The sequence below is a fragment of the Curtobacterium sp. MCSS17_007 genome, assembly GCF_003234175.2.
Classification (GTDB): domain Bacteria; phylum Actinomycetota; class Actinomycetes; order Actinomycetales; family Microbacteriaceae; genus Curtobacterium.
Map to the genome: position 1 here is coordinate 2,880,060 of NZ_CP126257.1, position 12,336 is coordinate 2,892,395.

General features: G+C 71.9%; 11 protein-coding genes and 1 tRNA gene. 4 read left to right on the top strand and 8 right to left on the bottom strand.

The annotated features are described in order from the left end of the window. Positions 1-146: 146 nt before the first annotated feature. The 6 genes from argG to DEJ22_RS13685 all read right to left on the bottom strand — a co-directional run bounded on the left by argG (position 147) and on the right by DEJ22_RS13685 (position 5,917). The gene (gene argG, locus DEJ22_RS13660) at positions 147-1,586 is read right to left on the bottom strand and encodes an argininosuccinate synthase (RefSeq protein ID WP_111228514.1); all 1,440 of its coding nucleotides are present in this window, start codon (positions 1,584-1,586) and stop codon (positions 147-149) included. A 116-nt stretch (positions 1,587-1,702) separates the two neighbouring features. After that, positions 1,703-1,777, bottom strand: a tRNA-Arg gene (locus tag DEJ22_RS13665). A gap of 13 nt (positions 1,778-1,790) precedes the next feature. After that, positions 1,791-2,894 (bottom strand): epoxide hydrolase family protein, encoded by a 1,104-nt coding sequence (locus tag DEJ22_RS13670; protein ID WP_111228515.1) that lies wholly within the window; start codon positions 2,892-2,894, stop codon positions 1,791-1,793. 224 nt (positions 2,895-3,118) lie between these two features. Then, positions 3,119-3,613 (bottom strand): HNH endonuclease, encoded by a 495-nt coding sequence (locus DEJ22_RS13675; RefSeq protein ID WP_111228516.1) that lies wholly within the window; start codon positions 3,611-3,613, stop codon positions 3,119-3,121. 379 nt (positions 3,614-3,992) lie between these two features. Next, positions 3,993-4,931: a C40 family peptidase gene (locus tag DEJ22_RS13680; RefSeq protein ID WP_111228517.1), complete on the bottom strand. Its 939-nt coding sequence runs from the start codon at positions 4,929-4,931 to the stop codon at positions 3,993-3,995. 290 nt (positions 4,932-5,221) lie between these two features. Next, a complete protein-coding gene (locus DEJ22_RS13685; RefSeq protein ID WP_111228518.1) occupies positions 5,222-5,917 on the bottom strand; it encodes an iron-dependent transcriptional repressor DtxR in 696 nt (231 codons plus the stop codon). Positions 5,918-6,081: 164 nt separating this feature from the next. On the opposite strand from DEJ22_RS13685, the gene serC reads away from it, so the two are divergent. Then, the gene (gene serC / locus DEJ22_RS13690) at positions 6,082-7,200 is read left to right on the top strand and encodes a phosphoserine transaminase (RefSeq protein ID WP_111228519.1); all 1,119 of its coding nucleotides are present in this window, start codon (positions 6,082-6,084) and stop codon (positions 7,198-7,200) included. A 71-nt stretch (positions 7,201-7,271) separates the two neighbouring features. On the opposite strand, the gene DEJ22_RS13695 is transcribed toward serC, so the two are convergent. After that, positions 7,272-7,973, bottom strand: coding sequence for a DUF3027 domain-containing protein (locus tag DEJ22_RS13695; RefSeq protein WP_111228520.1), 702 nt, complete (start codon positions 7,971-7,973; stop codon positions 7,272-7,274). After that, complete coding sequence (locus DEJ22_RS13700) at positions 7,973-8,350, bottom strand: cold-shock protein (RefSeq protein WP_058729979.1); 378 nt, start codon at positions 8,348-8,350, stop codon at positions 7,973-7,975. Before DEJ22_RS13700 ends, DEJ22_RS13695 begins: the two co-directional genes overlap by 1 nt. A 109-nt stretch (positions 8,351-8,459) precedes the next feature. On the opposite strand from DEJ22_RS13700, the gene DEJ22_RS13705 reads away from it, so the two are divergent. The 3 genes from DEJ22_RS13705 to DEJ22_RS13715 all read left to right on the top strand — a co-directional run bounded on the left by DEJ22_RS13705 (position 8,460) and on the right by DEJ22_RS13715 (position 12,292). Next, the gene (locus tag DEJ22_RS13705; protein WP_146241831.1) at positions 8,460-8,705 is read left to right on the top strand and encodes a hypothetical protein; all 246 of its coding nucleotides are present in this window, start codon (positions 8,460-8,462) and stop codon (positions 8,703-8,705) included. Positions 8,706-8,734: 29 nt separating this feature from the next. Then, a complete protein-coding gene (locus DEJ22_RS13710; RefSeq protein WP_111228522.1) occupies positions 8,735-10,498 on the top strand; it encodes a helicase-associated domain-containing protein in 1,764 nt (587 codons plus the stop codon). A 99-nt stretch (positions 10,499-10,597) separates the two neighbouring features. Next, positions 10,598-12,292: a DNA repair helicase XPB gene (locus DEJ22_RS13715; RefSeq protein ID WP_111228523.1), complete on the top strand. Its 1,695-nt coding sequence runs from the start codon at positions 10,598-10,600 to the stop codon at positions 12,290-12,292. Positions 12,293-12,336: the final 44 nt, after the last annotated feature.

Here is a 12,336-nt window from a genome sequence, read left to right on the forward strand (position 1 = left end):
CGCCACCGGACGGGAGGCGCGGTGCCGGCTGGCACCGCGCCTCCCGTCCGTCGTCCGTGCGCTCGGTCGCCGTCGTCGCCCACGAACGCACGAACGGGAGCCCCTGCGGTCGGCAGGGACTCCCGTTGCGTGGTGTCGGGTGTCGGTCAGTCGGTGCCGGAGTCGAACGCGGCACCCTCGGACGCGGCGTCCGTGGCCCGACCGAGTGCGTCGTCGGCGTCGGAGACGAGCGCGCCGCCGAGGATCTCCTCGGCCTCGCCCGACTGCAGCTGTCCGACGAGTTCGCCGGTCGCGCCACCGATGAGGCCGGCGGCCGCGTACTGCTCGAGGCGCGAGCGCGAGTCGGCGATGTCGAGGTTCCGCATCGTGAGCTGGCCGATCCGGTCGTCCGGACCGAAGGCCGCGTCGCCGACTCGCTCCATCGACAGCTTGTCCGGGTGGTACGACAGCGCCGGACCCGTCGTGTCGAGGATCGTGTAGTCGTCACCGCGACGCAGGCGGAGCGTGACCTCGCCGGTGACCGCCGAGGCGACCCAACGCTGCAGCGACTCGCGGAGCATGAGCGACTGCGGGTCGAGCCAGCGGCCCTCGTACATCAGACGGCCGAGGCGACGGCCCTCGTTGTGGTACGCCGCGACGGTGTCCTCGTTGTGGATCGCGTTGAGCAGGCGCTCGTAGGCGATGTGCAGCAGCGCCATGCCCGGCGCCTCGTAGATGCCGCGGCTCTTCGCCTCGATGATGCGGTTCTCGATCTGGTCGGACGCACCGAGGCCGTGGCGACCACCGATGGCGTTCGCCTCGTAGACGAGCGCGACGGCGTCGGCGTACTCGACGCCGTTGATCGCGACCGGCCGGCCCGCCTCGAAGCGCACGGAGACCTCTTCGGTCGCGACCTCGACGTCGTCACGCCAGGCGGCGACCCCCATGATCGGCTCGACGATGTCCAGGCCGCTCGAGAGCTCCTCGAGGCTCTTCGCCTCGTGCGTCGCGCCCCAGATGTTCGCGTCGGTCGAGTAGGCCTTCTCGGTGGAGTCTCGGTACGGGAAGCCCCGGGCGACGAGCCACTCGCTCATCTCCTTGCGGCCGCCGAGCTCCTCGACGAACTCGGTGTCGAGCCACGGCTTGTAGACGCGCAGGCGCGGGTTGGCCATCAGGCCGTAGCGGTAGAACCGCTCGATGTCGTTGCCCTTGTAGGTCGAGCCGTCGCCCCAGATGTCGACGCCGTCCTCGCGCATCGCACGGACGAGCATCGTGCCCGTGACCGCGCGACCGAGCGGCGTCGTGTTGAAGTAGGTCTTGCCGCCGGAGCGGATGTGGAAGGCGCCGGTCTGCAGGGCGACGAGGCCCTCTTCGACCAGGGCGCTCTTCGCGTCGACGATGCGGGCGATCTCCGCTCCGTACTCCTTCGCGCGACCGGGGACGGCGTCGATGTCCGGCTCGTCGTACTGGCCGATGTCGGCCGTGTACGTGCAGGGCACCGCTCCCTTCTCGCGCATCCAGGCGACCGCGCAGGAGGTGTCGAGACCTCCGGAGAACGCGATGCCGACTCGTTCGCCGACGGGGAGACTGCTCAGGACCTTGGACACGGGGTCAATCGTACGGGGCGAGCGGGCCGCACTACCGTCCAGGGCGACGGTTGTGGAGAACCGGTGACCGTCCCGGGTGCCCTGCGGTCGCCGCACGACGTCGGGCCACGCCCGGCTGGTGCCCCTGGAGGGACTCGAACCCCCAACCGTTTCCTTAGGACGGAACTGCTCTTCCGTTGAGCTACAGAGGCTGGCCCGTCCACTCTAGCGGCGGTACGGCTCCAGGAACGCGCAGACCTCGTCCACGAACAGCTCCGGCTGCTCGAACGGCGCGAAGTGCCCGCCCCGGTCGAGCTCGTGGTGGTACACGAGGTTCGTCGTCCGCTCGAGCCACTCCCGCGGCGCACGCACGATGTCGCCGGGGAACACCGAGAACCCCGACGGCACCTCCACCCGCCGGCTCAGCTGCGCGGCGGGGATCGCGGCGTTCGCGTGGTACATCCGCATCGAGGACCCGATCGTCGCCGTCGCCCAGTACTCCGTCAGCAGCGCCAGCACCTCGTCCCGCGTGTACACCGACCACAGGTCCCCACCGCAGTCGCTCCACGACCGCAGCTTCTCGACGATCCACGCGGCGAGGCCCGCGGGCGAGTCGGTGAGCCCGACCGCGGCGGTCTGTGGCTTCGTGCGGTGCATCATCGCGTAGGCACCCTCGGCGGTCCGCCAGCGCTCGGTCTCCTGCACGAAGGAGCGTTCGGCCGGCGAGAGCTCGGTGGTGTCGATCCCCGGCCAGGCCAGCCCGCCGTCGATCCGGTGCGCCGCGACGACCCGGTCGGGGTGGTCGAGCGCGAGGTAGCGGACGACGTGCGTGCCGATGTCCCCGCCGGAGGCCGCGAACCGCTCGTACCCGAGGTCGGTCATCAGCGTCGCCCACATGCCGGCGACCTCGCGAGCATCGAGCACCCGCGGTGGCGCGTCCGAGAACCCGTAGCCGGGCATGTCCGGCACGACGACGTCGAAGCCGGCGTCGACGAGCATCGGCAGGACCTTGCGGTACCGCCACCCGGAGTCCGGCCAACCGTGGGCGAGCAGCAGTGGGAGCGCATCCGGCTGCTCGGCTCGTGCGCGCAGGACGTGCACCCGGATGCCGTCGACGACGTGTCGCTCGGACGGCAGCGCGGCGAGCTGCTCCCGGTGTGCGTCGAAGTCGAACCCGTCGGCCCAGTACTCGGCCAGGGAGCGGAGCTCGTCGACGTCGACGCCGAGCGACCATCCGGTGCTGGCGGGTGCGTCCGGCCAACGCGTGGCACGCAGCCGGGCACGGAGGTCCTCGATCGTGGCGTCGTCGATCACTGGCGTCTCGCTCATGGCCCGCACGCTACGCCTGCCCGTTCCTTCCCATCACGCGCGCGATGGAAGGACGTTCCGCGCATCGGAGGCCCGGAGGAACGTCATCTTACGAGCGGATCGGTCTCCCACGCGCGGGACGGTCCACGCGAGCAGCCGCGCGGCGGCCGGCGCGACCGGGGACGGACGGGAGGCGCGTGGCGGCGCCGCCCCGTGCCTCCCGTCCGACGTGGTGCGGGACCGCGCTACGCGGCCACCAGGTACTCGTCCCACTCCGACTGCGGGCGCTCGATCCCCCGCACCACCCAGGACGCCCCGTGCGGCGCCTTCGGCCGGAAGCGGAGCCGCCACCCCATCTCCTGCGGGGTGCGGTCACCCTTCGTGTTGTTGCAGGCGAGGCAGCAGGCGACGAGGTTCTCCCACGAGTCCTGGCCACCGCGCGACCGCGGCTGCACGTGGTCGATCGTGGTGGCGTGCCGGTCGCAGTAGGCGCAGCGGTTCGCGTCGCGCCGCAGGACACCGCGACGCGAGACGGGGACGAGTCTCGCGTGCGGGATGCGCACGTACCGGGTGAGGATGATGACGGACGGACGGTCGAAGCTCGTCGTCGACCCGGTGACCGGGTGGTCGGCGTCGGCGGCGACGATGGCGGCCTTCTGGTTCATGACCAGCACGAGGGCCCGCCGGTCCGAGATCACCGCGAGGGGCTCGTATCCGGCGTTGAGGACGAGAGTGCGCATGGGTTCCCTTCCGACGGTGCCTGGACGGCTTCCAGGCGCTGCGGGTGCGTCGGGCCGAACGGCGCCGACAGGGGGCCGCGGTCTGCGACCACGCCCTGAACCACGAAGAGCACCACCCGGATGGGCGGTGCTCTCGTCAGACAGGGGCGTGATGGTGCACGCAGGGCGCGGTCGACCGTATGTCCACGAGCGCGCGCCGACCCGTGGTGCGGGTCGTGCGGAACGCTGACATGAGGTCTCCCGTGTTCGGGCCGGCTTCGACACCGGTGCGACATCAGGCTACGTCAGGAACCGGCCCGGCACGAGGGTGTGCGGGCCGGTTTCCGGGAGTGTTCACGGGAACGACACTCGGGTCGTCACCGCTGCGCGGGTGCTCGGGTCAGATCCCGAAGCGCACGATGTGGTAGTTGCTCGTCCAGATCGGGCGGATCGAGACCGAGCCGCCGGGCTTCGGGGCGTCCATGATCATCCCGTTGCCCATGTAGAAGCCGTCGTGCGAGCCGTCGTTGAAGATCACGACGTCGCCCGGCTGCGCCTGGGACTCGGGGATCGTGGTGCCCGCGGCGTCCTGCAGCGGCACGGAGTGCGCGAGACTGATGCCGTACTGCGCGTAGACGTACATGATGTAGCCCGAGCAGTCGAAGCCGGACGGGTCCGCGCCACCGAAGACGTACGGAGTGCCGATGTACTGCTTCGCGGTCGCGACGACGGCCGGCAGTGAGAACGGCGTGTTCGCGGCAGCCGCCGTGGTGGCGATCTGGTCGGCGCTCGGGCCGCTGTAGGACGAGTACTGCTTCGCGGTCTGCGCCCGAGCCGCCTGGGTCGCTGCTGCCTGGGCGGCGGCCTGCTCGGCAGCGGCCTTCTGCGCGGCCTCGGCGTCGAGCGTCGACTGCGCGGTGGCGCCGTAGCCGTCGCGCGCGGTGCCGGCGAGGGCGACCGCGTCGGAGACCGAGAACTGCTGGGCCTCGGTCGCGCGGACCTGACGCTGGGCCTCGGCGGCGGTGGAGCCGGTCTGCTGCGTCGCCGCGAACGCGGGTGCGACGGCGACCGTGCCGAACATGCCCGCGGCGACCGTGAGCACGACCGGGGCGAGGAAGCGGCGCTTGCGGGCCGAGCTGCTCGCCTTGGCGCTCTCGGCGGCACGGGCGGCCTGCGCGGCACGACGGCCGCCGGGGAGCGGGGCGTCGCGGACGGGGGTGATGCGACGGGCGGGGGCTTCGTTCTGGCGCGCGGCCCGCCGGGTGAGCGGTGTGGCGTTCGCGGTGTTCGTCGGGTTCGCGGTCGTCTGGTCGTCCGCGGCGGAACCGGTCTGCGTCAAGGGTGGTGTCTCCGGCGTCTCGTCACCGTCTCCGCCTGGGTGGGGCGGAGGGGCGGACCCCATCCGTTCGTCATCGTTTCCGATCGAGGCAGGAGACGGGTTCGAGACGTCCTGCCACGGGTCCTGGGCCTCGTGGGCGGCCCGGGGACTCGTCGAGTGTACGTGGGGGCCGTTACCTTGTCGAGATGAAACGGCCGTTCAGTAACGGAACGATCACGAACCCCTGATCAGCAGCGGTTCCCGCCCGTGATCATGTGCCGATTCTCAGGCTCGACAGGGCACTCCGGGCCTCAGGAGCGCTCGATGTAGACGTGCTGCGCGACCTCGGTCGGGAGCTCGATCCCGGCGTCCTCGCCCTCGACACGGACGGCGACGTAGGCGCCGGCACGCTGCACGCTCGCGACCCGGCCGGGCATGACACCGGCGGTCCGGAGTTGGTGCAGCAGCTCGGGCTCGAACTGCACGGGCTCGCCCAGGCGGCGCACCACGCCGGTGGCCACCGCGTCGGTGCCGTCGGTCGCGGCGACGATGTTCTGCACACCGTCGAGGAACTGCCCCGCGGTCGGCCCACCGATCTCGGCGAGTCCGGGGATCGGGTTGCCGTACGGCGACTCCGTCGGGTTGCCGAGCATCTCGAGCAGCCGGACCTCGACCTGCTCGCTCATCACGTGCTCCCAGCGGCAGGCCTCGTCGTGCACGAAGGCCCAGTCGAGCCCGATGACGTCCGCGAGCAGCCGCTCGGCGAGCCGGTGCTTCCGCATCACGTGGGTGGCACGCGAACGTCCCTCGCCCGTGAGCTCGAGGTGCCGGTCCCCGGACACGACGACGAGTCCGTCGCGCTCCATGCGGGCGATGGTCTGCGAGACCGTGGGGCCGGAGTGGCCGAGCCGCTCCGAGATGCGCGCGCGCAGCGGCACGATCCCCTCTTCCTCGAGGTCGAGGATCGTCCGCAGGTACATCTCCGTGGTGTCGACGAGATCGGTCACGGTCCGCCTCTCATGTCTGGGCCGAGCGCGCTCCACCCTACTTGAGCAGTGCGACAACACCGCACGACGGGCGCGCTCGACGGCCTGGAGGAGCGGCTCGAGTCCGCCCCGTCCGGCCGGTGCAGGGTCGGGAGCGCTGGGATACCGATCGCTAGGATCGGCGCATGGCAGACATCGTCATCCCCGCCGAACTCCTCCCCACCGACGGTCGCTTCGGCTGCGGACCGTCCAAGATCCGCGGCGCGCAGCTCGAGTCCCTCGTGACCCGCGGGGCGACGATCCTCGGCACGTCCCACCGCCAGAAGCCCGTCAAGGACCTGGTCGGCAGCGTCCGCCGTGGTCTCGCCGACCTCTTCCAGCTCCCCGACGGCTACGAGGTCGTCCTCGGCAACGGCGGCTCGACCGCGTTCTGGGACGCCGCCGCCTTCGGCCTGGTCGAGCGACGGGCCGAGAACCTGTCCTTCGGCGAGTTCGGCTCGAAGTTCGCGAAGGCCACGAGGACGCCGTGGCTCGAGGCCCCGCACGTCGTCGAGGCCCCGGGCGGGTCCCTCGCGGCGCTCGAGCCGGTCGAGGGCGTCGACGTCTACGCCTACCCGCACAACGAGACGTCGACGGGCGTCATGGCCCCGGTCGTCCGCGCCGCGGGAGACCACGGCGCGCTGACCGTCGTCGACGCCACGAGCGCCGCCGGCGGTGCCGCCTTCGACGTGTCGGCCACGGACGTCTACTACTTCGCCCCGCAGAAGAACTTCGCGTCGGACGGCGGGCTCTGGCTCGCGCTGTTCTCCCCCGCCGCGATCGAGCGGGTCGAGCGCATCGCCGCCTCGGACCGGTACATCCCGGAGTTCCTCTCCCTGAAGAACGCCGTGGACAACTCGCGCCTCGACCAGACGTTGAACACCCCGGCGCTCGCGACCCTGCTCCTGCTCGACGACCAGGTCAGCTGGATCAACGGGTCGGGTGGCCTGGCCTGGGCGGACACCCGCACGCGGACCTCGTCCTCGACGCTCTACGAGTGGGCCGAGGCCTCGGACTACGCCACTCCGTTCGTCACCGACCCCGCGCACCGGTCGCAGGTCGTGGCGACGATCGACCTCGACGAGTCGGTCGACGCGAAGGCCGTGGCCGCGACGCTCCGCGCCAACGGCATCGTCGACACCGAGCCGTACCGGAAGCTCGGCCGCAACCAGCTCCGCGTCGCGACCTTCACCGCGATCGACCCGGACGACGTCGCCACGCTCGTGCGGGCGATCGACTTCGTGGTGGGCGAACTGCGCGGCTGACCGGACCACGAACGCGACGGGAGGCGCGGTGCCGGCTGGCACCGCGCCTCCCGTCGCGTCTGCGGGGCGCGTCAGGCGCCGTGGCGCTCCGGGTCCGTCTCGGACGGGTCGAGCCGGTCGAGTTCGAGGTCCTCGTCGGGGTCGGTCGGACGGACGCGCGACGCTCGTCGACGCGAGCCGCGGGAGCGCGTCGGAGCGGGTTCCTCGACCGGAGTGTCCTCGTCGCCTGCGTCCTCGTCGTCGGTGTCGGCGTCGTCCGTGTCGTCGCCGGCCGCGTCGACGTCGACACCGTCCAGCTCGTCGTCGTCCGACTCCTCGAGGTCGTCCTCGTCGTCCTCGAACTCGTCGTCGTCGTCGTCCGAGGCATCGTCGTCGGCCTCGTCGTCGTCCGGGTCCTCGTAGTCGGCTTCTTCGGCGTCGTCGTCGAGGTCCTCGTCCGCGTCGGCGTCCTCGTCGTCCTCGTCGGCGTCCTCGTCGTCGGCGTCCTGCCCGGCGCGGTACTCCGCCATCCGGTCGGCCCACGGCACCCAGTCCGGTGCGAGCAGCGAGCCGTCGCCCGGCATGAGCTCGACCTCGAGCACGGTGGGCTCGTCGCCCTCGACCTGCGCGATCGAGACCGTCCAGCGCCACCCGGGGTACCCGGGCATCCGGTTCGAGAACAGGACCGACACGACGCCGTCGCCCTCGTCCACGGTGCCGACCGGCTGACCGACCGTCGACGCCGGCGTGACCTCGAGCAGCGCCTTCCGCGCGAGCTCGGTGTGGTCGACCATCAGGCGTCCAGCTGGTCTGCGACGTGGCGCAGGATCGCGGCGATGCGCTCGCCGTTCTTCGGGTAGCGACCGTGACGGAGGTCGCCGCTGATCCGGTCGAGCTCCTTCACGAGGTCCTCGACGATGACGGCCATGTCGTCGGCGGAGCGGCGGGACATCTTGGCGAGCGAGGGCGCGGGCTCGAGCAGCCGGACGGACAGCGCCTGCGAGCCCTTCTTGCCCTGGACGACGCCGTACTCGAGGCGCGTGCCGGCCTTGACCGAGGTGACGCCGTCCGGCAGCGAGGACGCGTGCAGGAAGACCGGCTCACCGTCGTCGCCGGTGATGAACCCGAACCCCTTCTGGTCGTCGTAGAACTTGACCTTGCCGGTGGGCATGCGTGGACTCCTCGTGGTCGTGGAACGGCCGTGGTGCGTCGGATATCCTGGGCCGATGGCCAAGCCGACCCGATCCACCGGGAACACGCGCGATTCCGCGGAGCCCCCGGTGACGTTCAATCGTACCGAACGCGTCCTCGGGTTCATGATCGGCGGCATCTTCATCGCCGCCTTCCTCTGCATCGCCGCGATGATCGTGATGTGGCTCACCGCGCCGAGCGCGCAGGGCTCGATGCCGTGGCCCGTGATCATGGCGGTCCCGCTGGTCGGCCTGCCGATCGGGATGCTGCTCGTCTTTGTCCTGCTCGGCCTCACCTGGTCGAAGCGCGCCCGCGAGAACCGGTCGGCACGCTGAGGACCGGCGCCGACCGGGAGCGGCGGACGATGACGACCACCGCCGACCTCGCCGCCCGACTGCGGGCGATGCCCGACGACGAGCTGGAACGGCTCGTCGTCGCCCGCCGGCTGCCCGCGGCAGTCCTCGCGGACTCCGGGCCGCAGCACGCGGCGGACTTCTTCGACCTCGCCGAGGCGCTCCGCACCGACGATGCCGTCGACGCCGCCCTGGAGCACCTGCCGCGTGCGACGCTGCTCGCGCTCCGAGACGGCTCGACGGACGTCGGGGCACTCGCTCCGGCGGTCGCGCTGGGCCTGGCCGACGCCGACGGTGCCGTCGACGACGCGGTCGCCGCACGACTGGCCGCCCACCCCGAGCTCGCCGACCTCCGGCCGGGAGGCACGGCCCCGGTGCGCCCCGCTGCGCCCGAGGACCAGGTGGCCGACCAGGACCGCGTCCGCGCGACCGGCGCGGAGCACGCGTTCACGACGATGACGGTGCTCGCCGAGCTGCTGCGGGCGGTCGACGCGGGCGAGGTCCGCGAGCTCGTGAAGGGCGGCATCGGCACCCCGCTCGCCCGCACCCTCGGTGAGCGCGTCGGCGCCGACCCGGACTCCGTGCCGGACCGCCTCGCTCTGCTCGACGACACCGGGCTCGCCGATCCCGGCGAGGGCCGCTGGGCCGTCACCGACGAGGGTCGCTCCTGGCTCGTGGCCGCGTGGCCGGACCGGTGGGTCGACCTGGCCGGACGGTGGTGGCGGTCCCTCGACCCGGCCGTGCACGAGGTGCTCCGGACGGCCGACGACGACCTGCACGACCTGGTGGCCGTCGGGCGCTGGGCGTTCCCGGCGGGCGCACGCTGGCTCGACGCGGTCCTGCTCGACGTCGCCGGCACCGCCGAGGTGCTCGGCCTGGCCGTCGACGGCACCGTGACCCCGACCGGCCGTGCCGTCCTAGGCGGGGACGCCACCGCGGCCGTCGAGGACCTGCCGCCGACCGTGGCGAACGTCTACCTGCAGCACGACCTGACCGTCATCGCGCCGGGCCCGCTGTCGCCGGCCGACGACGAGGCGCTCCGCACCGTGGCCGACCTCGAGGCACCCGGTCTGGCCGCCCGGTACCGCGTCTCCGAGGAGTCCGTCCGACGGGCCCTCCGTGCGGGCAGCACCCGCGACGACCTGCTCGCACTGCTCGACCGGTTGTCGGCCACCGACGTGCCGCAGCCCCTGACGTACCTGGTCGACCAGGTCGCGACGCGGGACGGCGGCATCGTCGTCGACCTCGCCGCGGACGGTCGGGGCACGGTCCTGCACGGCACCCCCGAGCAGCTCGACCTGGTGGGTGTGGACGCGGAGCTGCAGCAGCTGTCGTGGGAGCGGCCCGACCTCGGCACGCTGACGACCACCCACCCACCGCACGTGGTCCACGCGGCGCTCGAGGAGCAGCGGTACCCGGCCGCGCTGACGGCCGCGGCCCACCCCGCGACGCAGGACGGGCCTCCCGTCCGTCGACGTGCCGGCGGACGATCCCCGGAGCAGGCGGCCCACGCGCTCGTGGCGCGACTGCGACTGACCACCGAGCGGGGCGAGGCGGAGCCGGAGCAGGAGTGGCTCGGGCGGCAGATCGACCTGGCGGTCCGCGGGAAGACGCCGATCCGGCTCACGGTGCGGATGCCCGACGGGTCGGAGCGGCCGTTCTCGATCGTGCCGACGTCGGTCGCCGCCGGTCGGGTGCGCGGTCGGGACACGTCCGTCGACGTCGAACGCACGCTGCCGCTGTCCCTCGTCGTCGCGGTCGAGAGCGACGCCTGACGGATCCCGTTCCTGCACAGGCGTGACCGGCAGGCCGATTCCCCACCGCAGCGCAGTCCCGACGGCGGCTCGCAGCCGCGCCGCCTAGGCTGATCCGTCATGAACGGACCGCTGATCGTGCAGAGTGACCGCACCGTGCTCCTCGAGGTCGCGCACCCCCAGGCAGAGGACGCCCGGCACGAACTCGCGGCCTTCGCCGAGCTCGAGCGCGCGCCCGAGCACGTCCACACGTACCGCATCACGCGGCTCGGACTGTGGAACGCCCGTGCCGCAGGGCACGACGCCGAATCGATGATCAGCACGCTCGAGCGCTTCGCGAAGTTCCCGGTCCCGCAGAGCGTGACGGTCGACATCCGCGACACCGTCTCGCGCTACGGGCGGCTCGTGATCCGTCGAGAGGAGCGCGAGGACGCTCCGGCGATCGCGAACTCCCCGACCGAGGAGCTCGAGCGGCAACCGGTCCTCCTGCTCACCGCCGAGGACCCGTCCGTCCTGGCCGAGGTCACCCGGTCGAAGCGCATCAAGCCCCTGCTCGGCGACCAGCGCTCGTCCTCGGAGATCGAACTGCAGCCCTGGGCACGCGGGCAGGTCAAGCAGGAGCTCGTGAAGCTCGGCTGGCCGGCGGAGGACCTGGCCGGCTACACGCCGGGGCAGCCGCACCCGATCGACCTCGACACGGCGTCGTGGCACATGCGCCCCTACCAGGAGCAGGCCGTCGACACGTTCTTCGCGCAGGGCTCCGGCGTCGTCGTGCTCCCCTGCGGCGCCGGCAAGACGCTCGTCGGCGCCGGTGCGATGGCCACGGTGAAGGCGACGACGCTCATCCTCGTGACGAACACCGTGTCCGCCCGCCAGTGGCGTGACGAGCTGCTCCGCCGGACCACGCTCACGCCGGAGGACATCGGCGAGTACTCCGGCACGTCGAAGGAGATCCGCCCGGTCACGATCGCGACCTACCAGATCCTCACCGCGCGACGGAAGGGCGAGTACACGCACCTGTCACTCCTCGACGCCCTCGACTGGGGCCTCATCGTCTACGACGAGGTACACCTGCTGCCCGCGCCCGTGTTCAAGCTGACCGCTGACCTCCAGGCGCGCCGGCGGCTCGGACTGACGGCGACCCTGGTGCGCGAGGACGGCCGCGAGAGCGACGTCTTCTCGCTCATCGGGCCGAAACGGTACGACGCCCCGTGGAAGGAGATCGAAGCGCAGGGCTACATCTCGCCCGCGGCCTGCTACGAGGTCCGGATCGACCTGCCCCACCAGGACCGCCTGGAGTACGCGGCGTCCGGCGACGACGAGCGCTACCGGCTCGCCGCGACGTCACCGGCGAAGACCCCGGTCGTGCGGGAGCTCATCGGGAAGCACCACGGCGAGCAGATCCTCGTCATCGGGCAGTACATCGACCAGCTCGACGACCTGGCCGCCTCGCTCGACGCGGCGGAGATCACCGGTTCGACGCCCGTCGACGAGCGTGAGCGGCTGTTCCAGGCGTTCCGACAGGGCTCCATCGACGTGCTCGTGGTGTCGAAGGTCGCGAACTTCTCGGTCGACCTGCCCGACGCGACCGTCGCGATCCAGGTGTCCGGCTCGTTCGGGTCGCGGCAGGAGGAAGCGCAGCGCCTCGGTCGTCTGCTCCGCCCGAACAAGGACGGCCTGCCGGCGTCGTTCTACACGCTCGTCACGAGGGACACCGTCGACCAGGACTTCGCACAGAACCGCCAGCGGTTCCTCGCAGAGCAGGGGTACGCGTACACGATCCTCGACGCCGACCAGGTCCTGGCCGCCGCGTAGCCAGTACACGACCCGCTCCCAGGAAACCTCTAGGGAACGGTCAG

Bases quoted from the DNA above. Each gene is read 5' to 3' on its own strand.
- DEJ22_RS13670 (WP_111228515.1), bottom strand. From the start codon at position 2,894: ATGAGCGAGACGCCAGTGATCGACGACGCCACGATCGAGGACCTCCGT.
- DEJ22_RS13675 (WP_111228516.1), bottom strand. From the start codon at position 3,613: ATGCGCACTCTCGTCCTCAACGCCGGATACGAGCCCCTCGCGGTGATC.
- serC (WP_111228519.1), top strand. From the start codon at position 6,082: ATGGCAGACATCGTCATCCCCGCCGAACTCCTCCCCACCGACGGTCGC.
- DEJ22_RS13695 (WP_111228520.1), bottom strand. From the start codon at position 7,973: ATGGTCGACCACACCGAGCTCGCGCGGAAGGCGCTGCTCGAGGTCACG.
- DEJ22_RS13700 (WP_058729979.1), bottom strand. From the start codon at position 8,350: ATGCCCACCGGCAAGGTCAAGTTCTACGACGACCAGAAGGGGTTCGGG.
- DEJ22_RS13710 (WP_111228522.1), top strand. From the start codon at position 8,735: ATGACGACCACCGCCGACCTCGCCGCCCGACTGCGGGCGATGCCCGAC.
- DEJ22_RS13715 (WP_111228523.1), top strand. From the start codon at position 10,598: ATGAACGGACCGCTGATCGTGCAGAGTGACCGCACCGTGCTCCTCGAG.